The organism is Salinicola corii (assembly GCF_008298015.1).
Lineage (GTDB): Bacteria > Pseudomonadota > Gammaproteobacteria > Pseudomonadales > Halomonadaceae > Salinicola > Salinicola corii.
On record NZ_VTPX01000024.1, the window covers coordinates 1 to 21,421 of the forward strand.

The 21,421-nt window shown below is 59.3% G+C and carries 21 protein-coding genes; 14 read left to right on the top strand and 7 right to left on the bottom strand.

Translation table 11 applies throughout. The annotated features are described in order from the left end of the window. Window positions 1-212: 212 nt before the first annotated feature. Complete coding sequence (mobH, locus tag F0A16_RS21045; protein ID WP_149437958.1) at window positions 213-2,030, bottom strand: MobH family relaxase; 1,818 nt, start codon at window positions 2,028-2,030, stop codon at window positions 213-215. A 328-nt stretch (window positions 2,031-2,358) separates the two neighbouring features. Here mobH and F0A16_RS21050 point away from each other — a divergent pair, with 328 nt between their 5' ends. The 5 genes from F0A16_RS21050 (at window position 2,359) to F0A16_RS21070 (ending at window position 7,308) form a co-directional block, all read left to right on the top strand. Then, entirely contained in the window at window positions 2,359-3,264 is a 906-nt protein-coding gene (locus F0A16_RS21050) for a metal ABC transporter solute-binding protein, Zn/Mn family (RefSeq protein WP_149437960.1), read from the top strand. Continuing rightward, the gene (locus F0A16_RS21055) at window positions 3,257-4,054 is read left to right on the top strand and encodes a metal ABC transporter ATP-binding protein (RefSeq protein WP_149437962.1); all 798 of its coding nucleotides are present in this window, start codon (window positions 3,257-3,259) and stop codon (window positions 4,052-4,054) included. The genes F0A16_RS21050 and F0A16_RS21055 overlap by 8 nt, the downstream gene beginning before the upstream one ends. Then, window positions 4,051-4,884: a metal ABC transporter permease gene (locus F0A16_RS21060; protein WP_223119851.1), complete on the top strand. Its 834-nt coding sequence runs from the start codon at window positions 4,051-4,053 to the stop codon at window positions 4,882-4,884. Before F0A16_RS21055 ends, F0A16_RS21060 begins: the two co-directional genes overlap by 4 nt. A gap of 4 nt (window positions 4,885-4,888) precedes the next feature. Beyond that, window positions 4,889-5,986 carry a CobW family GTP-binding protein gene (locus tag F0A16_RS21065; RefSeq protein ID WP_149437964.1) on the top strand — a complete coding sequence of 366 codons (1,098 nt, stop codon included), beginning with the start codon at window positions 4,889-4,891 and terminating at the stop codon, window positions 5,984-5,986. A gap of 269 nt (window positions 5,987-6,255) precedes the next feature. After that, the gene (locus F0A16_RS21070) at window positions 6,256-7,308 is read left to right on the top strand and encodes an N-acetylmuramoyl-L-alanine amidase (protein ID WP_149437966.1); all 1,053 of its coding nucleotides are present in this window, start codon (window positions 6,256-6,258) and stop codon (window positions 7,306-7,308) included. Between the two features lie 114 nt (window positions 7,309-7,422). Here the strand turns inward: F0A16_RS21070 and F0A16_RS21075 are convergent, their stop codons facing one another. The 4 genes from F0A16_RS21075 to F0A16_RS21090 form a co-directional block, all read right to left on the bottom strand. Beyond that, window positions 7,423-8,196, bottom strand: a complete 774-nt coding sequence (locus tag F0A16_RS21075) for an amino acid ABC transporter ATP-binding protein (protein WP_149437968.1) — start codon at window positions 8,194-8,196, stop codon at window positions 7,423-7,425. Continuing rightward, entirely contained in the window at window positions 8,193-8,843 is a 651-nt protein-coding gene (locus F0A16_RS21080) for an amino acid ABC transporter permease (RefSeq protein WP_149437970.1), read from the bottom strand. Before F0A16_RS21080 ends, F0A16_RS21075 begins: the two co-directional genes overlap by 4 nt. Before the next feature lie 4 nt (window positions 8,844-8,847). Beyond that, on the bottom strand, window positions 8,848-9,675 hold the full coding sequence (locus F0A16_RS21085) for a transporter substrate-binding domain-containing protein (protein WP_149437971.1): 828 nt from the start codon (window positions 9,673-9,675) through the stop codon (window positions 8,848-8,850). A 227-nt stretch (window positions 9,676-9,902) separates the two neighbouring features. After that, window positions 9,903-11,060, bottom strand: coding sequence for a trans-sulfuration enzyme family protein (locus F0A16_RS21090; RefSeq protein WP_149437973.1), 1,158 nt, complete (start codon window positions 11,058-11,060; stop codon window positions 9,903-9,905). A 108-nt stretch (window positions 11,061-11,168) separates the two neighbouring features. On the opposite strand from F0A16_RS21090, the gene F0A16_RS21095 reads away from it, so the two are divergent. From F0A16_RS21095 to F0A16_RS21105, 4 genes are all read left to right on the top strand, one after another. After that, window positions 11,169-12,110, top strand: a complete 942-nt coding sequence (locus tag F0A16_RS21095; RefSeq protein ID WP_149437975.1) for a LysR substrate-binding domain-containing protein — start codon at window positions 11,169-11,171, stop codon at window positions 12,108-12,110. Window positions 12,111-12,298: 188 nt separating this feature from the next. Beyond that, on the top strand, window positions 12,299-12,442 hold the full coding sequence (locus F0A16_RS21840) for a hypothetical protein (protein ID WP_187776105.1): 144 nt from the start codon (window positions 12,299-12,301) through the stop codon (window positions 12,440-12,442). Window positions 12,443-12,515: 73 nt separating this feature from the next. Continuing rightward, entirely contained in the window at window positions 12,516-12,941 is a 426-nt protein-coding gene (locus F0A16_RS21100) for a DUF4440 domain-containing protein (RefSeq protein WP_149437977.1), read from the top strand. A gap of 136 nt (window positions 12,942-13,077) precedes the next feature. After that, window positions 13,078-13,248 (top strand): DUF1289 domain-containing protein, encoded by a 171-nt coding sequence (locus tag F0A16_RS21105; protein WP_149437979.1) that lies wholly within the window; start codon window positions 13,078-13,080, stop codon window positions 13,246-13,248. 32 nt (window positions 13,249-13,280) lie between these two features. Here the strand turns inward: F0A16_RS21105 and F0A16_RS21110 are convergent, their stop codons facing one another. Then, window positions 13,281-14,045 (bottom strand): ABC transporter ATP-binding protein, encoded by a 765-nt coding sequence (locus F0A16_RS21110; protein ID WP_149437981.1) that lies wholly within the window; start codon window positions 14,043-14,045, stop codon window positions 13,281-13,283. Window positions 14,046-14,398: 353 nt separating this feature from the next. Between F0A16_RS21110 and F0A16_RS21120 the strand changes: the two genes are divergently transcribed. The 4 genes from F0A16_RS21120 to F0A16_RS21135 are packed head-to-tail and all read left to right on the top strand — an operon-like array spanning window position 14,399 to window position 17,013. Continuing rightward, window positions 14,399-14,851: a MarR family winged helix-turn-helix transcriptional regulator gene (locus F0A16_RS21120; protein ID WP_149437982.1), complete on the top strand. Its 453-nt coding sequence runs from the start codon at window positions 14,399-14,401 to the stop codon at window positions 14,849-14,851. Window positions 14,852-14,879: 28 nt separating this feature from the next. Beyond that, window positions 14,880-15,443: an isochorismatase family protein gene (locus F0A16_RS21125; RefSeq protein WP_149437984.1), complete on the top strand. Its 564-nt coding sequence runs from the start codon at window positions 14,880-14,882 to the stop codon at window positions 15,441-15,443. 2 nt (window positions 15,444-15,445) lie between these two features. Then, complete coding sequence (locus tag F0A16_RS21130; protein ID WP_149437986.1) at window positions 15,446-15,775, top strand: hypothetical protein; 330 nt, start codon at window positions 15,446-15,448, stop codon at window positions 15,773-15,775. Further along, entirely contained in the window at window positions 15,772-17,013 is a 1,242-nt protein-coding gene (locus F0A16_RS21135) for an MFS transporter (protein WP_239023921.1), read from the top strand. Before F0A16_RS21130 ends, F0A16_RS21135 begins: the two co-directional genes overlap by 4 nt. On the opposite strand, the gene F0A16_RS22320 is transcribed toward F0A16_RS21135, so the two are convergent. Then, window positions 16,959-17,219 carry a transposase gene (locus F0A16_RS22320; RefSeq protein ID WP_149437988.1) on the bottom strand — a complete coding sequence of 87 codons (261 nt, stop codon included), beginning with the start codon at window positions 17,217-17,219 and terminating at the stop codon, window positions 16,959-16,961. The genes F0A16_RS21135 and F0A16_RS22320 overlap by 55 nt on opposite strands. A 355-nt stretch (window positions 17,220-17,574) precedes the next feature. On the opposite strand from F0A16_RS22320, the gene F0A16_RS21145 reads away from it, so the two are divergent. Then, window positions 17,575-21,369, top strand: coding sequence for a type III effector HrpK domain-containing protein (locus F0A16_RS21145; RefSeq protein ID WP_223119852.1), 3,795 nt, complete (start codon window positions 17,575-17,577; stop codon window positions 21,367-21,369). Window positions 21,370-21,421 lie beyond the last annotated feature (52 nt).

A 21,421-nucleotide genomic window follows, 5' to 3' on the forward strand; every position in this document is an offset into this window, starting at 1 on the left:
ATGAGTTGCCTGCATCAACATGATGGCAGCTCTCTCTTCGGCGCAGAGATGGTGATAGCAATGAGTCATGACAACACCTTAGCTAACAGTTCGGGTGTTGCACTTGGTTATCGAGACCGCCCACCCTGACGACCCCGCTATAGGTCTCGATTGTTTTAGGACGCAAGAACCGATAGGTTGCATATAAACTCAGCAGCTCCATAAAAGAGACATCATTCATTGTCAACTTCCCTTGTACCGTTTTCTTCCAGCGTCAAAAGCCGGTTGTTGTTCGGCTTTCTTTTCGTTAGCAGCGCTGATTTCTTTATCAAGTACCCTTGCAACCGGCTCTGCTTGTTCGGACCATCAACCAGCACTTGATGAATGTTCTTGTTGTCGTCTCGGATATGGTGCCCTAGCTTCTGGAAACGTGTCTGCACAGACTTCCAGCGTTCTCCGTCACCCAGCACCTTGGCGCTGTAACGTTTGAAGATGCCTGGGCTCACCAGGAAATAGGTTCCATCCACGACATGAACTTGGGCCTTCGTGTCGTTGATGATGATGGAATGGTCTTCAATGCCCGTTTGTAGCCATTGCCAGAACATTGCGCCCAAATCTGACGCATTACCTGGATCCCCTGGTTCGCAGATCGTTTCCGAAACTTTATTTATATCAGATACTTTTGATGCATCGTTGTTGCGAATTGTTAACCTGCTATCAGACTCATCTCCAGATGCCTGCTCTTTATGGGTATCTGGCAACAGTTCCAGCAAAGCGCTATCCAAGTCATCTGGCAGCGATGTCTCCCGCTCTATCTGACCGCTCGGCAAAGTGGCTGGCCCAGGGTCCGTTGAAGCGGTTTCTTCTCCCCCAGGCTGGCTTTCAGGTTGTTCGGGCTCTTTCTTTCCCGCTGGCGCTGGCTCGCTGTCCCCCGCCCCATGCGGTGATACCTGTCCTTCAAAAGCATCAGGACGCTCATCAGTTCCCCAGATCAACGTGGGCGAGACCTTGATCATGTTCAGCGTCTTCTGCCAATCGCTGTCCGTAATCTCGCACTTCCAAACCGATTTCCCTTCGCTCACTTGCTCAATGATTCCATGAGCCTGGAGTTCTCCATAAAGTCGATCCAGGTCAGCCGGTATGCTTTTGATGCCTTGAGCGTAAAGATGGGCTTTCAGTTCGTGGATCGCTCGCGGGGAAACTAGCCAAAGGGCCTCACCCGTCAGCCAGGCTTGGCCCCCCTTCTGGTTCAGGGTGAATTGTTCTCTCACTAAATACCGCAATCCCTCTGCCAGCTTGCGCTGTATCGATTCAACGGGGGCGGTCAGCGCCTGTACCGGGTCGCCCCCTAGTGCCTTGGCGACACTTGCACGGTCGGCCTGGTGAATGAGTTCGGCGATGATGCCGCCGCGTTCGGTATGCCCTGAGATGGTGTACATAAATAGGGAAAAGAGCTTGGGTTGCGTCATGAGCCAATCCATGACGTTGGCACCGAGGACTTGCTGACAAAGAACAGGATTCACAGCGCTATGTAGATGGTACTCCCGCCCCTTCCGATACCTGACCCGGTACGGAACGGGAATCGGGCCGTGCCACACATGCCATTCTCTACCGTCCTCCAGGCTGACTTTGACGTCGACAAGAACTTTGGCCACATCATGCATCAGAGCACCGCAGACGATCGCGGCACTCCAGAGCTCGCCCGCGGAGCTTTGATCTTCGGGCCTAGCCCCAGGAGGTAATAGGTGTTGCTGTCTCAACCGGAGCCCATAGCACGCCATCTCCAGAGCGTGATCGAGCATTCCGCCGGCATAGGCGTGGTGATGTGATTCCGATGCTGGGAGCAGCTGTACCAGTTCGGCATACCGGCAGATCGGTGCGAGCAGATACTCGTCGAAAACACTGTGTGTCAAGGATGTCGTGTCCCAGAGCATCTTGACCATCTGCTGGCGACGCGGAGTATCGAGCAGCGCCTTTCCGGTGTGAGGCTTCGTAAAGCCTTCCGACTGCTCTGTTTTCTGGCTGGCTCGCGGGAAAATGCGTCGTAGCATTTGCGGTTCCTGTCGTGTTGCGCAAGACGACAGATGTGACAGGGTCTACAGGCTTGGTGAAGGAAAAATGTTAATCTGGTTTGGCGGGGTTTCTACTCAGACAGCTTCTACCATCTGTCTGAGCGCGGGGTCGGAACAATCCGATCTGAAACGCCAGCCTGCGAAACGCGGCCAACCATAAAACCTGGAATATTAGATTATGATCTCAGCACATTGAGTCGCTCGTCTGAGAATGTTATGTTATAACATAATTAGCATCGTTTAGAACAGTAAACGTTGATCTGCATGCTATTAGAACGAGATTTCATAACATCTGGAGCTTCATTTCATGCTATTGCTTCGCCGTCTCATGTCCTGGCTCGTTTCCCTCTTCCTTCTCTCTTTCGTCTGCATCGGTACCGCCCAGGCCGCTATTCACGCCGTGGCTGCCGAGAGCAGCTATGGCAGCATGGTCAAGTCGATAGGAGGCGATCATGTCGACGTCGTCTCGCTACTGGACAGTCCCGATGTCAATCCACACGCTTTCCGGGCCGATCCGAAGATCGCCAGAGATCTGGAACAGGCCGAGCTAATCGTGCTCAACGGCTTGGGATTCGATGGCTGGATAGAGCCGCTGCTCAAGAGCACCGACGGTGACGAGCGCCAGATCGTCCGCGCCAGCGACGCCGGGAGCCACATGATCATGGCGGACGACAACCCACATCTGTTCTACTCCCCGCAGATCATGCTGGCCACCGCGAGCCGCGTGGCGAGCGCGCTGGAGACGATCGATCCGGACCACGCCGACGACTATCGCGCCAACCTGGCGTCCTTCCAGCAGTCGCTGCTGCCGATCTATGGCGCCGTCCAGCAGTTGATCGCCGATCACCCCAACCTGAGCATCACCGCCACGGTACCGGTCTACAGCTACATGATCGAACTGCTCGGCTACGAAAACCGCTATCACGACATCCAGTTCGCCTCGATGGATAACCACCAGCCCAGCGCCCAGCAGGTCGCGACGTTCACGGATGCATTGAAGCAGCACCAGGTCGACCTGTTGATCTACAACCTGCAGGTCAACAACCGACTGACCCAGAGCCAGGTCAGCACGGCCAAGGAAGCGGGTATTCCAACCGTCGGGGTCAGTGCCATTCCGCTGCACGGCGAGGATTACGCCCAATGGCAGATCACGCAGCTCAAGGCCATCGGCAAAGCGCTGGACGAAGCCGGGTCGAACGCGAACCATGGCTGATGAGCCGCTGATTCGAGCCCAACGGATCGCCGCCGGCAAAGGCGCGGCCAGCGTATTCGAAGCGCTCTCGTTCGATATCGCGCCAGGCAGCTTTACCGCACTGGTCGGCCCCAACGGCGCCGGCAAGACCAGCTTGTTCGAGACGCTGCTCGGGCTGGTGCCGCTGCGCGCTGGCAAGCTCACGGTGATGGGCGGGCGTCCCCGGCGTGCCAGACGCTACGTGGCCTACGTGCCGCAAGCCTCGAAGCTGCTGAATGACAACGCCCTGATTGGACGGGAGTTCGTCAGCGCCGCCTATCACGCGCACCGCTGGGGCATGCCCCTGCCTTTCGGACTCAGGCACCAGACCCAGGCCGTCGACGAAGCGTTGGAGACGGTCGAGGCTCGCGACCTGGCACGGCGACGCCTGTCGACGCTCTCCGGCGGGCAACGCCAGCGGCTGCTGATCGCCCAGGCGCTGGTCAGCGACCCGAGCCTGATCCTGTTCGATGAACCTCTGTCGCAGCTCGATCCGGCCGCGCGCGATCGCGTCGTCTCCGTAGCCGATGTGCTGACCCGCCGTGGTATCGCCGTGATCTTCAGCACACACGACGTCAATCCGGTGCTACGGGTGTGCGATCAGGTGCTTTATCTGGCCGGCGGCCGCGGCCGGGCCGGCCGTGTCGACGAGATCATCTGCGACCGCACGCTGAGCGAGCTCTATGGCACGCCGATGCGCGTCATCAGTGAGGAGGGGCGCCGCTTCGTGTTCGAGGGGAGCCAGCGTCGACTCCAGGCGGTGGGCCAGTGACAGTGCCCGAGTTTCTGCGCTACGACTTCATGCAGAACGCCTTCCTGGCGACCACTATCATCGCTGTGATGGGCTCGTTGGTGGGCTACTTCGTCGTGCTGCGCCGTCAGGCGTTCGGCTCACACGCGCTGAGCAATATCGGCTTCGCCGGCGCCGCCGGCGCATCCTTGATCGGGGCCGAGCCGATGGTCGGGCTGCTGGTCTTCGTACTGGGGGCGGCGCTGCTGATGGCGTGGTCCGGACGAAACGTGGGTGAGCGCGATGTCAGCGTGGGGATGATCCTGATGTTTTCGCTGGGTCTCGGCGCACTGTTCATCAATCTCTACAGTGCCAATGCCAACGCCGCCATCGGCATTCTGTTTGGCAGCGTCTTCGGGATCGATGCCAGCCAGATCCGGTGGATCACGATCACCTCGCTCGTCGTGCTGGCCGGACTCGTTGCCATCTTCCGGCCCCTGCGATTCGCCAGCCTCAACCCCGATGCCGCCCGCGCCAGAGGCATCCCGGTATCGCTGATCGATACCCTGTTTCTACTGCTGCTGGGAGCGGCATCGGCGATCGCGGTCCCGGTGATCGGCGCGCTCTTGAGCTTCGCCATCTTCATCGGCCCTGCCAGCGCCGCACAGGCGTGGAGCGGACGCATCGGCGTCGGACTTGCCTTGACGGTGCTACTCTCGCTCGTCGAGTCACTGGGAGGGCTGATCATTTCCTATTACGCCAACCTGCCGGCATCCTCCTGCATCGCCGCACTGAGCTTCGGGCTCTATGCCCTCAGCCGCATGACGCGGTACGCTTCGCCGGGCTTCTTTCTCCCACGTCTTCGCGGGTAACGCCATGTCTTCCACCAGCCGAAACCCCATTCCCGTCACACTGCTGACCGGATTTCTCGGCAGCGGCAAGACGACACTGCTCAACCGGCTGGTACGCCAACCGGGCATGAATCGCATTCTGGTGGTGATCAACGAGTTCGGCGAAATCGGACTCGACCATCAGCTCTTCAGCGCCACCGACGAAACCGAAGTCGTTGCGCTCGATAGCGGCTGCCTCTGTTGCACCGTCCGCGGGGATCTAGCGCGGACGCTGCGCGATGCGCCCTGGCGCTTCTCTCGCGGAGGCCAGCGCCAATTCGAGCGGGTCGTGATCGAAACCACCGGGCTCGCCGATCCCGCGCCGATTCTGCACACGCTGATGACCGACCCTAAATTGGTTCCGCAGTATCGGCTCGACGGCATCGTCACGACAGTCGATGCCGCCCACGGCCTCGGCACACTCGACCGCCATCCGGAGGCGATGAAGCAGACAGCCATCGCCGACCTGCTGCTGCTAACCAAGTCGGACCTGGCCGAGGAAGCCTCGCTCGCGGACCTGCGCCAGCGTCTGGCGGCAATCAATCCCGGCGCGGCACAGCGCGTGATCAAGGCGGGCGAGATCGATGCCGAGGCGTTGATAGGCCTGCGGCTGATGGATGCCGACGGCACCCGCCCTGATCTCGCGCGCTGGCTGGACGGTTATCTCGACCCTAAGCCGCCGGCCATGGGCAAACTCTCGTTCAGCGTCGGCGCCACCGCCGGACTATCACCGATGGCCATCGGCGGTAGAGAAGGCGATGGCCTCCAAAACGATCCGAACCGTCACGACGATCATATCCTCGCGCACAGTTTCACGCTTGATACGCCCATCGACCTGGCTCGGTTCGAATCCTGGCTCGATCTGATGCTCGCGTTAATGGGCGAAAACATGCTGCGCATCAAAGGCATTTTGAACATCGCCGGGCGCGATAGGCCCACCGTCATCCACGGCGTACAGCACATCTTTCACCCTTCGGTGGAGCTCGACGCCTGGCCGAACGAAGACCATCGTTCACGACTGGTCTTCATTACCCGAGACATTCCCCGAGAGTCGCTGGAGAGCGTGATGGTTGCAGTGAGTTGAACAATGATTTCATAGCCAGCCGGAGATTTAATAAACATTTTTTACCAGAGTAACGAGTTGCCAAGACATGATGGCCTCCAACTTTCGCCACCTATTCACCAGTCACCGTCAGCACCTCGAAACATGGGTATGAATTGGCACTGCTAACGGTTTATTCATCATCCTTTACGGACTTTCACCATGGACAGAAGGCGATTCATCACCACGCTCCTGGCCACCTGTTTACTCCCGAGTCCCGGGCCCTGGCCAGCAATCCCCTGACACCATTCATGTTGACCGAGGACGACGATAGCGCCAGTTTTGTCATCGAGCTCGAGGGCAACAACGAACATAAGGTGTTCACTCTTGATGCCCCGCCGCGAATCGTCATCGACCTGCCTCAGGTCACGCGGGTCGTCCCCTCCGACGCGTCGCGCCAGCACGCGGGCATCGTCAAAGATGTCAGGACCGGTCATCGCGATGGCGGTATGCGCATCGTGCTGGACCTGAAGACACTCAAACAACCGCAAACGCATATCCGCCGGCTCGACTCCCATCGCTCGCAGCTGATTGTCAGCATCAACGATCCTGACCCGCTGATGGCCGCCGTCACCGCCGAAGCGAAATCCCACGATCAGCCGCGCAAGGCCATCATCGAGATCGACGCTGGTCACGGCGGCAAGGACCCCGGCTGCATCAGCCACGACGATCACTACGAGAAGTACGTGGCGATGGGCGTGGCAGACTATCTCAAGGAACGTCTCGACAAGGACCCGCGCTTCGAGCCGTCGCTGACCCGCGACAGCGATATCTTCATCCCGCTGCACGAACGCGTGCTAATGGCGCGCAACCATCACGCCGATCTGTTCATGTCGATTCACGCCGACGCCGCCCCGTCGACTAGCGCCTCCGGCGCTTCCGTCTATATCCTCTCCCAGCATGGGGCCAGCTCGGCGATGGCGCGCTGGCTCGCCGAAAGTCAGAACAGTGCCGATCGCTACGCCTCGACGCGGGCCAGCGACATCTACTCGGATGATCCCGACGTGCAATCGGTGCTGATCGACCTGTCGATGCGGGGTACCGATGTCGCCAGCGAAAAACTCGCCAGGACGACGCTGACCAACCTCGGCGACGTGACGCATCTGCACAACGACCGCATCAACAAGGCGGCGTTCGCGGTGTTGAAGTCACCGGACATTCCCTCGATGCTGGTAGAGACGGGCTTCATGTCCAACCGCAGTGACTGTCAGCGCCTGTTGCGCAACGCCCACCAGCAGGCACTCGCCGAGGCGCTGCATCAGAGCGTTGCCGACTTCTTCGAAAGCAACCCGCTACCCGGATGAATCAGCGCTGGAAACAGGCTCACTGGTCCAAGGGGTTAGAGCCTCCCGACAAGAGATCACGGTCCACGTTCCTCTGATGGCGGAAGCGGAAGAGCGTCCAGACCCGCTAGGTCTTCAGAGCCGACCCAGAAAACGCTCGATCCGCTCGCCGATGTCGGCGAGGCCGGCTCTGTCACCGAAAAAGACCTCCTTGGCGCAGTCGGTGAGTACGCGGCCGTTCTCCATGAAGATCACGCGGTCGGCGGCCTCCCGCGCGAAGCGAATCTCGTGGGTGACGACCAGCATGGTCATGCCGTCGTCCGCGAGCTTGCGCATGACGCCGAGCACTTCGTCACGCAGCTCCGGGTCCAACGCCGAGGTGGGTTCGTCGAAGAAGATCACCTCGGGGTCCATAGCCAGGCCGCGAGCGATGGCAACGCGCTGTTTCTGCCCTCCGGAGAGCGACGCAGGATAGCTGTCTCGCTTGTCGGCAAGCCCGACTTGGCCGAGCAGTGCTTCCCCGCACGCCAGCGCCTCTGCCTTGGGAACCTTCTTGACGCTGATCAGGCCCTCAATCACGTTCTGCAACGCGGTCATGTGCGGAAACAGGTTGAACGACTGGAACACCATCGCGGTGCGTCTTCTCAACGCGGCCACGCGTTGACGAGCGGCGCGGTCGAATCCGCCCCGAGCGCCCATGTCGAGCCGGTAGCCACACACTTCAAGGGTGCCGCTATCCGGTGTTTCGAGCAGGTTGAGCGAGCGCAAGAGCGTCGTCTTGCCGGAGCCGGAGGGTCCGAGAACGACCACGACCTCGCCACCGTTGACCGAGATATCGACCCCATCGAGCACCTGGGTCGCGCCGAAGGTCTTGACGATGCCCTCGGCCTTCACCTTGATCGTGCTCATCGCATATGCCTCGTCAAACGGCCTTCGAGCCAGGTTTGCAGAATGGTCAATAGCTGGTTGATGAACCAGTAGATCGCGCCGACCATCAAGAACATCTCCATGTAGCGGAAGGTCGCGGCACCGACCTGCTCGGCCACACGCGTCAGCTCCATGACAGTGATTGTCGAGGCGAGCGAGGTGTCCTTCACCAGGGCGATCAGGCGGCTGCCCATCGGCGGCAGCGCGATACGAAACGCCTGCGGCAGGATGATGCGTCGCAGGCAGGTCCAGTAGCCCATGCTCATCGATTCGGCGGCTTCCCACTGGCCGGGGTCGACCGAGTTGATGCCGGAACGGAAGATCTCGCTGAGATAGGACGCCGAGAAGAGCGTCAGTGCCAGCAGCGCGGCCGGGATCGGCGACAGCGCGATTCCGTAATAAGGCAGGCCGAAGTAGATCAGCAGAATCTGCACCAGCAGTGGCGTGCCGCGGAAGATCGAGACATAGGCGAAGGCGATGATGCGCAGCGCCCGCAGCCGGGAATTGCGCATGAGCGCGACCAGCATGCCGACGATGCTGCCGAGCACGAATGCCCCCAGGCCAAGGCCCAGGGTCATCACGATCGCCTGCTGGAGCAGCGGTAGCGCGCGCAGGAAAAGATCGGTCATCGTTTCACTTCCCGGCGGCGATCTCGGCCTTGGCGGCCGCGATGCCTTTCAGCATGTGGTAGTCGGAACCGATATAGCGGTTGGCATACGCCTCGACCGTGCCGTCGGCGATCATGCCGTCGATCGCCTGGCTCACCGCGTCACGCAGCGAGTCATTGCCCTTGGCCATCGCCGGCGCGGAGAGCTGGTAGGTCAGCGGCTCGCCCACGGCATGAATCGGCAGATCGTCGGCGTCGCGATGCTTGTTGCCGCCGAACAGCGACGAGAGCACCGCATCGACGCGGCCCACGGCCAGGTCGTTGAACACCAGTCCGCCGTTACTGTAGGTCTTGATGTCGGAACCGGTCATGTGTTTTCGCGCCCAGGCTTCGTTACTGGTGCCCGAGGTGACGCCGACCGAATGGCCTGCCATGCCGTCGATGCTGTGGATGTCGTCGTTGTCGTCGCGGATGAAGATGTAGAACTCCTCGACGCCGTAGGGGCTGGCGAAGTCGACCTGCTTCTTGCGCTCGTCTGTCGGCGTGAGGTCGTTCATCACCAGGTCGTATTTGTCGGTCTTGAGCCCCTGCACGAAGTTCTGGAAGGTGTCGGCGACGAACTCGACCTTGGGAACATCGAGGCGTTTGGCGACCTCCTTGGCCATCGCCACGTCATAGCCATCGGCCTGGTTCTGCTCGTTGAGATAGCTCCAGGGCGGGCTTGACTGGGTATTAGCAATGCGGATGACGCCGTTGTCGCGAATCTCGTCCAGCGATTCGAAGGCGTGCGCCGCCTGCGAGAAAGTGCAGCCAACGATGAGTGCGGTCGTCAGATAGTGCAGTGTCGTTTTCATGAACGTTGTCCTTATTGTGACTGATTGAGTACTGCTTGCCGGGTTCTGGGTGATTACGTTCTGCGTGATTATCTCCTGGGTGATCGAGTGCCGTGTCATCGAGTGCCGTCTGGTCGAATGCTGCCTCGTCGACATCGAATCCTGGGCCTGGGACTCTTGCCTCCGGGTTGGTGTCAAAGCGCGTGGCGCGGAATCCACGGGATGCCGATGTGCACCCCATCGAGAACTCAGCCCTTCAGCGCCTCTCCGTACGCGCCGAGCGCTTTTTCGAGATCGCCGAGCAGATCCGCATGCGGCTCGAGGCCGATGGAGAGCCGGATGATCGGCTGGTCGGTGGGCGCATACTGACGAGCACGCTGCTCGCTGGCCGGGTAGAACGCGATCAGGCTATGGGTACCGCCCCAGCTCGCGCCGATCGGGAAGAGCTCGAGGGCGTCGAAGAAGGCCCCGATCGCACGCTCATCCGCGGCAGGCGTCAGCACGATCGACATCAGGCAGCCATTGCCGGTGAACAGACGCTGCCAGATGGCGTGACCTGGATGGCTCTCCAGCGCCGGGAACAGCACCGTCTCGACCAGCGGCTGCGCCTCGAGCCAGCGGGCGATCTCGAGCGCCTTACGTCCCTGCTCGAGCAGGCGAAGTTCCAGTGTTTCGAGACCGCGCAGCACGAGAAAGCAGTCCTCCGGGCTGGTCGCTTGGCCAAGAATGCTCTGGGTCTGACGCAGTGTCGCGTAGCGCTCGTCGTCATTGAGACTGATCGCGCCCATCAGCAGATCGGAGTGGCCGCCCATGAACTTGGTCGCGGCTTCGATCGCGAAATCGACACCGTGGTCCAGCGGTTTGAAGAAGATCGGGCTCGCCCAGGTATTGTCCATCATGGTCAGCACACCGTGGCGCCGAGCAATCGCGGTGATGGTGTCGATCGCCTGCATCTCCATGGTGACCGTACCCGGCGCCTCAAGGCAGATCATCTTGGTGTTGTCGCGAATCAGCGCCTCGATACCGGCATCCAGCGTCGGCGGGTAGAACTCGACCTCGACACCCATTGCCGACAGCCACTGACGGGCGAAGGTCTTGAGCGCGCCGTAACAGCTCTCGGAGATCAGCAGATGGTCGCCACCGCGAACGAACGCCATCACCGTCGTCATCAGGGCGGACTGGCCGGACGGCACGACGACACAGTGGCGGGCGTTTTCCAGGTCCGCGATGCGTCGCTCGAGCCCTCGCGCCGTCGGCGTGCCGGTGATGCCATAGCTGTAGCCATCCGGCTGACGGGTCTTGCGGACGGCGAAATCCTCAAAGCTGTCGAACACCACTGTCGAGCCACGCCACACGGCGGGCGACAGACTGGCGTAGGGATTGTTGGCGTGATCTTTGAAGGACATGTTCCGAGGCTCTACGTGAATGAGTCATCGCATTGTCGAGGCTGCCTTGACCGAAGACTACCTTCGAGGTTATTAGGTCTATAAGCCCGACTTATAGGTTCAAAAACGATGGGAATTCGCGAAATCGAAATCTTCCGAGTGGTGATGACGACGGGCAGCACCAGCAAGGCCGCCAGCATGCTCGGCATTTCCCAGCCCGCGGTCAGCCAGGCGATTCGAAAACTAGAAGCGGGCGCCAACCTGCAGTTCTTCGAGCGCACCAGGGGGCGTCTGGTACCGACGCAGGAGGCACAGGCGCTGATGGAAGACGTCGATCGTTTCTTCGTCGGGTTCGAGACCATCGAGCACCGAATCAAGAGTCTCAGCCGCCTGGGTACCGGACGGCTCAGCGTCGCCGCGCATCCCGCCATGGGCAATGCCTTCATGCCGCGAGCGCTGGCCGCATTCGGTTTCGCGACACAGGACGTCAAGGTCCAACTGAAGGTGTTGAGCTCGAAAGACGTGCATCAGCAGGTCTCCTCGGGACAGTGCGACTTCGGCCTGATGGCGGACGAAATGCCGGTCATGGGGCTGGAGCATTCGGTGTTTCTGGACGAACCCGGCGTCGTGGCGATTCCTACCGGTCATGTGCTCTCGCGCCGGCGCGTCATCGAACCCGCCGATTTCGACCGTGAGGACTTTCTGGCGCTCAACCCGGAAGACAGTAGCCGGGTTCGGCTGGAGAACGTTCTGCAGAATCATGGCGTTTCGCTCAGGCCGAAGCTCGAGACTCCTTACGCTCATACCCTCTGTGAACTGGTCGCCCAGGGCATGGGTATCGGTTTCATCAATCCAATCGCCGCCTGCGACTTTGTCGAGCGGGGGATCGTCATTCGGCCGTTTCGATTCGACGTGAGATTCCGCAGCCTGCTGCTGTTCCGGCCAGGCAAACCGTTACCGGAGATCGCACGCAAGCTGCTGAGCAGTATGCGCATCCAACTGCGGAAGGACTTGAGGCGCCTGAATCAGGCGCTGCCGGTGGATGGCACGCCCTCCTGCTGGCGGCCGTGACCGCTACCGAGATTGGATCCGTCGACAGGCGGGTCGGGCGACAAGTGCTTCACTCGTGATATGCTATGTTATAACATATTTATTTTGATGCGGAGATTGTCATGTCAACCCCACCGATCCCAACCACCTTCGAGGAGTAGCACCACTGCAGCACCGTCGAGTGCCAGATTTCGCTGACCCGGGAATACGTGGCGCAGCGGCTACAGGCACTGGACGACCCGCGTGACTACGCGACCCAGCGCCTGATCGCGTTCTACGGTCGACGCCATCACCAGCAGGTCGTCAGCTGGTTCGAGCAGGCAGCGCGTTCACTCACGTCGCAGTCGACATAGCGCCATGGTCTCGCCGGCGCTGTCGCCAGATCGACGTTGATAGCTCTTCCATTAGACAAGGAACTTCACTGCGATGCCTCATCCGACCTCCCCTGCCCTGACCGAACGCGACACCGAGTTCTGTCTCAATGCCGCCTCGCGTACGCTTGAACGCTGGGCGATCGCCGTCAGCCGGGGCGAGAAGGAGACCCTGCTTTCGCTCTACGCCGAAGATGCGATTCTGGTACCCACGGTCGCCAATGACGTCCGCGACACCCGCCACGAGCGCCAGCGCTACTTCGACAGCTTCCTCGCCAACGAGGCGCTGACCTGCGAACTCGGCGACTATTCACGCCGCGTCAGCCGCAAGCTGGGCACGGTCGTGGTCGGGGGACACTACGTCTTCAGCTATCTTCTGAAGGGAGAGACCGTCACCATCCCGGCCCGATTCCTGTTCACCTTCGAGGAGATCCAGGGCGAATGGAAAATCACCGGCCACCACTCTTCTCAGCTCGCCTGAGCGTTGATCGGGAAAGATAAACGACGTTCAAACGACTTGAACTGTCAGGCCGTGAGCCGGCTGGTAGGCGCCGCATTTCCAGCGAGGGATTGGGGATAGTTGGCAGCACCGATCAGATGAGGGCACCACATCACCCATGGCCAAGAAGATCGAGAGCCCCTGCGTTTCCATCTGTCAGCTCAAGGGAGGGCTGTGTACCGGTTGCGGGCGCACCCTCGAAGACATACGTCATTGGAAGTCCATGAAAAGACCGGAGAAGACGGCAGCTCTGCAAAAAGCTAAACAACGTCTCAAGCGGCTCGATTAGACTCTTTTTCTTTTTTGGCGGCGTCTGGGACATCAGAGCGCCTGGCGAAAGCGCATGACCGTATTCGCTTCGCCGGGCGCCTGCAAGATATCGACATGCACGCCGAAGGTCTGGCGCAGCCTCGCCGCGGTGAGCACCGTTCGCGGCATTCCGATGTCGACCAGCCGCCCGTCCTCCATCACTCCGACCCGATCGCACATCATGGCTTGGTTGAGATCGTGGAGCGCGACGATCACGGTGACCGGCAAGTGCTCGACGAGTTGAAGCAGCGACAGTTGATGGCGAATATCCAGATGATTCGTTGGCTCGTCGAGCAGAAGAATCTCTGGCTGCTGCGCCAGTGCCCTCGCGATATGCGCACGCTGACGCTCACCGCCGGATAACGTATGCCAGGCACGGTTGGCCAATTGCGACATCCCCACGTCGTGCAGGGCGCAGGCGACGATCTGCTCGTCCTCCAGCGCCCATGGTCGCAGGGGAGACAGAAACGGCGTACGCCCCAGACTGACAGCCTGGTAGACATTGATCCGCTCTTCGGTGCTGACCTGCTGTTCGACGAAAGCCACCGTTCGAGCTACCTCCCGCCGAGACATACGACTCATATCGCGGTGGTCTAAATAGACCGTGCCCTGCTTGAGTTTTTCGAGTCCTGCCAGTAGCCGTAACAGCGTGGTCTTGCCAGAACCGTTGGGCCCGATCAGTCCCAGTGTTTCACCAGCCTGGACCTCGAAGCTCACGTCTTGTAGCAGGGGGCGGCCACGAATTCGCCACCCCACGTTTATCTGGATTGGGTGCATCGGTAAATTGAGAAACGCCAACGCACCGGATGAACGATAGGTAGCTGCCCGTCTCGGCCAGGATGCCGAGCGAGCGGTGGGGCGCGATTAGCGCGACAGTCCTCTGCCACTCTCGATCACTATCTTGTCACAGTAGTTGAGCGAGACGGCCGCCATCCTGGCCAGCACCTCACCCGCCGCGGGACGTGGCTTCTCGCGTGACCATTGTCAAAACTGGCCAATCTTATCGCTCGAATGACGGAGGCGCGAGCGTATCCAGATTCGACGGCCCACCCGCTCCTCAGTACATCATCAGGCGACCATAAATACAGCAAAACTGTACAGACAGACTTCATTTATGCTACGGTCTCGCTATGAATAAATCATCACTCGCATCTGACGAACAATCGGCGACCGAACTGGCCGGTGAACTGCGCATTTCTCTGGGCAAACTGGTCCGGCGGCTCCGGGAGCAGGCCCACTCAGAGGACTTCACATCTGCTCAGAAGTCAGTGCTTCTCCGCCTGGATCGCGACGGTCCTGCAACGGTATCCGCACTGGCCAGAGCAGAGAGCGTTCGGCCTCAGTCCATGCGTATCACCGTGGCCAGGCTGGAAGCAATGCAAGCTATCAGTGGCAAGCCCGATCCCGCCGATGGGCGGCAAACCCTCCTCGACCTGACGCCTGATTTTCGGGCAAATCTCGAGGCCAGCCGGGCTGCCAAAGACGACTGGCTAACTCACGCCGTACAAACGCAACTGTCTCCCGAAGAACAAGACGAACTTGCGGCCGCAGTGAAGCTGCTGCAACGACTGGCCGACTTCTGAACCATTCCCAGTTCTTTCAGGAAAAGACATGGCCCTCACTACACTCGATCCGAATACTGCTCTTATCATCGTCGACCTTCAGAAAGGCATCGTCGGCCTCCCCTCCATCCACCCCATGGACAAGATCGTGGAGCGGGCACGGGCGCTGCTTGACGAGTTTCGGGAACGCGGCTTGCCGGTCGTTCTAGTCAACGTCACCGACGGCGCTCCCGGCCGCACCGAAAGGCCACGCCGCAACGAGCCATTTCCGGCCGGTTGGGAGGACTTCATTCCCGAACTCGGTCAGCAGCCCAGCGACATCGTCGTGACGAAACGCACTTGGGGCGCATTTGCCAGTACTGATCTGGAAGCGCGACTCAAGACGCTCGGCGTTACTCAGGTCGTGATCAGCGGCGTCGCCACCGGAACCGGTGTCGAGTCGACAGCCCGCCAGGCGTATGAGCACGGTTTCAACGTCACGTTGGCCGTTGACGCCATGACAGATGGACGATCCGAGGCACACGACTACAGCATCAAGCAGGTCTTCCCGAAGCTCGGTGAGTCGGGTACGACGCAAGACATCATCAACCTGCTCGACAAGAGGAGTACCTGACCGTGCAATGGTTTCATCTCGCTTCTTACTTCTTCGGCGGTGCCTTTCTCACGAATGCTGTGCCGCATTTCGTCAGTGGCGTGTTGGGGAAGCCGTTTCAGAGCCCATTCGCGAAGCCACCGGGACAAGGACTGTCTTCACCGACTGTGAACATACTCTGGGGCTTCTTCAATCTGGTGGTCGGCTACGCACTTGTCTGCCGCGTCGGTGATTTCGGACTGAAGATCACAGACGATGTCGTTGCCCTCGGGCTCGGTGTCCTCGCCATTGGATTGTTTACCGCGCGACATTTCGGCCGCTTCAACGGTGGATATGCATCGGAGCATTCGTGAGTGTTGACCTGGCGGGGATCTTTCGCTCGCTGAAAAATCGCAACTATCGCATCTGGGCGGCCGGCTCGTTAGTCTCCAGTATAGGAACCTGGACACAGCGCACGGCCCAGGATTGGCTGGTTCTGACCCAACTCACTCAACACAATGCCTCTGCCGTCGGCACGGTCATGGCATTTCAGTTCGGGCCGCAGCTTCTGCTGCTGCCTTGGACAGGCTTCGCGGCTGACCACTTCAACCAGCGCAATCTGTTAATGGCGACCCAAGCTGTCATGGGCGTTCTTGGCTTCGCGCTGGCACTTCTCACCATGACGGGCGTGGTTCAACTCTGGCACGTCTATGTATTCGCTTTTCTGTCCGGCTGCACGGCGGCATTCGATGCGCCTGTGCGCCAAACTTTCGTGGCGGAACTGGTCGGCGACGCCGATCTGCCGAATGCAGTCGCGCTCAACTCGACCTCGTTCAACGCAGCGCGAATGATCGGGCCAGCAGGCGCAGGCCTGACCATCGCGTCGATAGGCACCGGCTGGGCCTTTCTGCTCAATGGTGTCAGTTTTATCGCGGTCTTGGCTTCCTTGTTTTTGCTACGCGTCTCCGAGCTGCACACTATCGCCCGAGCAAACCGAACAAAGGGAAGCTTCGGCCAGGGATTGCGCTACGTACGCTCCCGACCAGATCTCAAAGCGATTCTGGTCATGTTGTTCCTGATCGGCACGTTCGGCCTGAATTTTCCGATTTTTATCTCGACCATGGCGGTCGGGGTCTATCACACCGATGCACGCGGCTACGGCCTTCTTTTCTCGATCATGGCCATTGGCACCATCTCGGGGGCACTGCTTGCCGCCGGTCGCGATCGACCCCGATTCAAGCTCCTGCTGATCAGTGCCGTCGTTTTCGGATTCGGCTGTACGCTGGCCGCCGTTGTCACGAGCTACTGGCTATTCGCGGCGGCGCTAGTCGTCATTGGCGTAGCCGCATTGACCTTCACCAATACGACCAACAGTCTGATGCAGCTCTCGACCGAGACAACCCTTCGGGGGCGGGTAATGGCATTACGCGGCGGGATCGCGCTCGGAGGTATACCGCTCGGTGCACCAATCGTAGGTTGGGTGGCCGACCATTGGGGTCCACGCTGGGCGCTCGGCCTGGGCGCAGCATCTTGCTTCGCTGCAGCCATCATAGCTATCTACGCTCTCAAGCGGCAGAGTCGCCGGCCTGGGCACGAAGGCAGTTCCCGCTGAAGTCTGGCAACTTCCTCATCTCTCGGATTGCCATGACCTGGGAACACCCGCTTTCCGGGCTCTGTGGCCTGCTTTACCCATCGGCGAAGCATGTTGTCATTGATACCGAGATTCCGGGCAATCTCTGGTATCGATGAGTCTGACTGCTGTACCAGGTGCACAGCTTCCTGCTTGTACTCTGGCGAGTAAGGTCTTCTCTGGGACATGGGATACCTCTCTCAAGTGGCAATTATCCACTCTTATCTGGGTATCCGTCATGTCGGGGGAGAACCAGAGTTCATAGTCCTGTCGACGAGGTCCAGGGCATGTCTCGGGGATAGGGCACCGATTCCCTAAGCGGCTTATTGTCATCAGGCATTCACGCAATAAGCTTCAAATACGTATGAGCAAGCACGATGGCGTAGCCAGACAAATAACCCCTCATCCATCACATAATCAGTGCTGCATCGCAGGGCCTGTACCGCGGAATGCTCTGCGCTGGCTTGAAATGGAAATTGCCATAGAGCGACCAGCACGACCATGAATTATTATGCGGTGGCAAAGCAAAGGAACAGACTAGCCATGAGCATCAAAGCAATCGATAACCTGGGAGCTACCGCTTCAGCCAAGTCGGGGAGCAGCGACGCATGGGATTCCGCAGTTAATGAGGCCAAGGAGGCCGGCATTCGCTGGGAGCGTCCGAAAGATGACAAGCGCTCGGCCAAGGAGATCATCGGAGACAGCGAGCTTCTGAAGAACCTAGGCAACCAGAGCGGCGTCAAGGATATGTTGGAAGATAGGGTCGGTGACTTCGACAAGAATGCTGATGCGGCCTATCGCACGGTGCAGGTGCTCGAACATGTCGAGAAGTTTGATGAAGACGGCAAGAGGCTAACCAGCGACGACATCGGGAATGGTGAAATCAATGGCTTCACCAGTAGTGGAGATGCGCGGCACGGTACCGAGGCGGGGCGGTTGCAGGATTTTGGCAAGTACGGCTTCACCAACCTTAAGGGTGAGCTGAACCACATTGATTCGGCTGCGGATGACGAGGACGCTCGCGCTGAGGCCGAGGGGCTTGGCATTCAGTGGGAGCGCCCGGAAGATGACGATCGCTCAGCCGAGGAGATTGTCAACGACAGTGAGCTGCTGAAGAATCTCGGTAACCAGAGCGGCGTCAAGGACATGCTGAAGGAGCGGGTCGGCGATTTCGAGAATGACGCTGATGCCGCCTACCGGGCAGTACAGTTGCTCGAACACGTGGAGCGCTTCGACGAGGATGGCAAGAGAATTGCCGGCAATGAGGTTGGCAATGGAGAAATCAACGGTTTTACCAGTAGTGACGAGGCGAAGCACGGTACCGAGGCGGGGCGGCTGCAGGATTTTGGCAAGTACGGCTTCACCAACCTTAAGGGTGAGCTGAACTACATTGATTCGGCCGCGGATGACGAGGAAGTTCGCGCTGACGCCGAGGAACTTGGCATTCAGTGGGAGCGCCCGGAAGATGACGATCGCTCAGCCGAAGAGATTGTCAACGACAGTGAGCTGCTGAAGAATCTCGGTAACCAGAGCGGCGTCAAGGACATGCTGAAGGAGCGGGTCGGCGATTTCGAGAATGACGCTGATGCCGCCTACCGGGCAGTACAGTTGCTCGAACACGTGGAGCGTTTCGACGAGGATGGCAAGAGAATTGCCAGCAATGAGGTTGGCAATGGAGAAATCAACGGTTTTACCAGTAGTGACGAGGCGAAGCACGGTACCGAGGCGGGGCGGCTGCAGGATTTTGGCAAGTACGGCTTCTCACACCTGAAGGGTGAACTCACCCTACCGGAGACGGTCGGCGACAACGAGAAAGCCCGCGAAGAGGCCGAGGCTGCCGGAATCGACTGGGAGTTGCCGGAAGATGATGATCGCTCGGCCGAAAACATCATTGAGGATAGCCCACTCCTGAAAAACCTTGGCAATCAGAGTGGCGTCAAGGACATGCTGAAGGAGCGGGTCGGTGACTTCGAGAATGACGCCGATGCCGCCTACCGAGCCAGTCAGGTTCTCGACCGCATCGTGATGTACGATGGTGAGGGCAAGTCGCAATCCGGCAATGGCGTAGCCAATACCAGTATCGACGGCTTCACCAATAGCGGAGAGGCAAAACATGGCACCGAGGCGGGCCGGCTTCAGGACTTCGGAAAATATGGCTTCGAGACCCTGAAGGAGGTGAAAAAGCCCGAGGACATCGGTAGTTACAAGGATTTCCTCAAGGCCAATCCGGATGCTGACGACATATCGAAGCAGATGGCCAAATATGCCGCCATCATCGATGAAAACTACGATGCGATCCGAGGCAAGACTGATAGCGGTAAATATTTGACGGCCGAAGCGTTACAACAATATAAGGATGAGAATCCGCAGATCAGTGACGACTTCAAGGACGCGCTCGATTTCTGGTCGCAGCCGGGCGCTTTCAACATCCTCGATACGTCCAAGCACTCGTTGGCGCAGAACACGGACGGTGATGTCAGTAAGAACGACTTGTCGAACTGGCTGACCAACGACTCGCCTAAGGATTCCGGCTCGGCGATCGCCTTCATTTCCGAAGTGGCCAACGCGAACACTACTGCGAACGTGGACAAGAGCGAGCTCGGCGCGGATGTCTTCGAGAATCCAGACAACTACTCCGCCAAGGAAAAGGCCGCCGTCCTTCAGGATCTCTTGACGGCGCAAAAGCTCATCAATAAAGGTGCCGAGGCCGGCATGTGGCAGGACGACTACGGTAAGGTCTCGATTGCCAATGCCGTGCGGGGACATCCCGACCCGGAGAAGCTGCTGCAAGACGTTAATGACCATATCGCGATCCTTCAGGACGACCAGGAGGTCGTTGACTACCTGAACGAGAACAGCACGAGGGAGATTGACGCGCTCTTTGAGAGCAATGAAGGCTTGAAGAAGGCCGTCGAGGGGACCTACGAGGACGAGATCAAGTCGGGCAAGGCGCTCGATGCTCTGTGGGAGACCAATACCAAGGACGGCAAGACCGACCAACAGACAGCTCTTGCCAGTTTCTTCCAGTCGGCACAGACATTCCAGAGCGTGCTCGGAATTGACGACCTGAAGGAGATCCAGGGCGCAGTCAGCAAGTCCGAGCATGCCGGCGAGTTCAAAGACTACTATGAGAACCAGATTGCTTCAGGCGAGCGATATAAAGAACTTCTCGATGACGGAGACAACTCGTTCGAGGAGGCGACGAGTGCCTTCACGATGGAGGTTGCGCTCTACAACTCGGCTCTCGATCCGGAATTCACGGGCGAACTCGACAATAAGCTGAACGAGAACTTCCAGACGCTTGCGCAGGAAAATGCCTTCAAGGATGCTTCGTTCGACGACCTGAAGACAGCATTCGGCAAGGACGGCGGCGATGAACTCGACGAGGAGAAAGTCAAGAAACTGATCGATGAGATCAACGAGACCAATCCCGAATTCTTCATCAATGCGAACGGGAAGAAGACGACGCCCGATCAGATCCTCGCCGGATTCCGCGGGGAGTGGGATCTCCTGCGACAAGGTAGCAAAACCCTGAACGAGCTGAAACTTCTCGATCCAAATGGTTCTCTCAAGGAAGTTTACGGCAAGGGCGGCTTGCACGGCGTCAGCGGCCTCTTCATGGCAGGTATCACGATAGCCAAGGGCGCAAGCGGCTCAGGTAAACTCACCGATCGGCAGATCGTCGATATTGCCACTGGTTCAGTCATGTCCGCGACGATCATGACGGAAGGTGGCGCCAAGGGCTATCTTGCTCACCTGAAGGACGTGAAAGGAAAATTGGAGGGCGATCTTCTGGACCATGTCGGTTCGCTTCTTGATGATGTATCGCCGGAGAGCAATAGCCTGCAGGACGCAAAATCGTTCAACAAGTACTTGACCGATGTCACGCAGAAATTCGAGCAAGCAGCGAAGGGGCTCGGTGGCATCGCGGGTGTGGCGGCAGGAGCCTACGGCATCTTCGATGGCGTCCAGATGCTCCGCAACGGCGACAAGGTCGGCGGAGCCCTCTCGATCACGGCCGGTGCGATGGGAACAATGGCTGGCCTCGCTTCCGCCGTAGAGGGTAGTCTTGGACTTGTGCTCTCATCAATCCCCCGCATCATTCCGGTGCTGGCTGGCGGTCTCGGCGTTGCTGCGGCGGGTGTCGGCGCAATCGTGGCGCTCATCCCCGGTCTGATCGAGGAGGGCAAGCGGCAGGTCCAGCAGGACAAGTTCGGCGAGCTTCTCAGCGACTACTTGACCCAATACGAGGTTGACGGCGTCCCATACGGCGACTACTGGGATATTCCTGATGAGGAGTGGCCCGGTTACGATGACGGCGCGCTCCATGGATCTTGATCGCGACCTGCCTGGCAGCATTTAGTTTCGAATCAGCCGCTTGGTGATCCAG

Bases quoted from the DNA above. Each gene is read 5' to 3' on its own strand.
- mobH (WP_149437958.1), bottom strand. From the start codon at position 2,030: ATGCTACGACGCATTTTCCCGCGAGCCAGCCAGAAAACAGAGCAGTCG.
- F0A16_RS21080 (WP_149437970.1), bottom strand. From the start codon at position 8,843: ATGACCGATCTTTTCCTGCGCGCGCTACCGCTGCTCCAGCAGGCGATC.
- F0A16_RS21145 (WP_223119852.1), top strand. From the start codon at position 17,575: ATGAGCATCAAAGCAATCGATAACCTGGGAGCTACCGCTTCAGCCAAG.
- F0A16_RS21050 (WP_149437960.1), top strand. From the start codon at position 2,359: ATGCTATTGCTTCGCCGTCTCATGTCCTGGCTCGTTTCCCTCTTCCTT.
- F0A16_RS21085 (WP_149437971.1), bottom strand. From the start codon at position 9,675: ATGAAAACGACACTGCACTATCTGACGACCGCACTCATCGTTGGCTGC.
- F0A16_RS21075 (WP_149437968.1), bottom strand. From the start codon at position 8,196: ATGAGCACGATCAAGGTGAAGGCCGAGGGCATCGTCAAGACCTTCGGC.
- F0A16_RS21100 (WP_149437977.1), top strand. From the start codon at position 12,516: ATGCCTCATCCGACCTCCCCTGCCCTGACCGAACGCGACACCGAGTTC.
- F0A16_RS21070 (WP_149437966.1), top strand. From the start codon at position 6,256: ATGTTGACCGAGGACGACGATAGCGCCAGTTTTGTCATCGAGCTCGAG.
- F0A16_RS21090 (WP_149437973.1), bottom strand. From the start codon at position 11,060: ATGTCCTTCAAAGATCACGCCAACAATCCCTACGCCAGTCTGTCGCCC.
- F0A16_RS21065 (WP_149437964.1), top strand. From the start codon at position 4,889: ATGTCTTCCACCAGCCGAAACCCCATTCCCGTCACACTGCTGACCGGA.
- F0A16_RS21125 (WP_149437984.1), top strand. From the start codon at position 14,880: ATGGCCCTCACTACACTCGATCCGAATACTGCTCTTATCATCGTCGAC.
- F0A16_RS21105 (WP_149437979.1), top strand. From the start codon at position 13,078: ATGGCCAAGAAGATCGAGAGCCCCTGCGTTTCCATCTGTCAGCTCAAG.
- F0A16_RS21095 (WP_149437975.1), top strand. From the start codon at position 11,169: ATGGGAATTCGCGAAATCGAAATCTTCCGAGTGGTGATGACGACGGGC.
- F0A16_RS21110 (WP_149437981.1), bottom strand. From the start codon at position 14,045: ATGCACCCAATCCAGATAAACGTGGGGTGGCGAATTCGTGGCCGCCCC.
- F0A16_RS22320 (WP_149437988.1), bottom strand. From the start codon at position 17,219: ATGTCCCAGAGAAGACCTTACTCGCCAGAGTACAAGCAGGAAGCTGTG.
- F0A16_RS21055 (WP_149437962.1), top strand. From the start codon at position 3,257: ATGGCTGATGAGCCGCTGATTCGAGCCCAACGGATCGCCGCCGGCAAA.
- F0A16_RS21120 (WP_149437982.1), top strand. From the start codon at position 14,399: ATGAATAAATCATCACTCGCATCTGACGAACAATCGGCGACCGAACTG.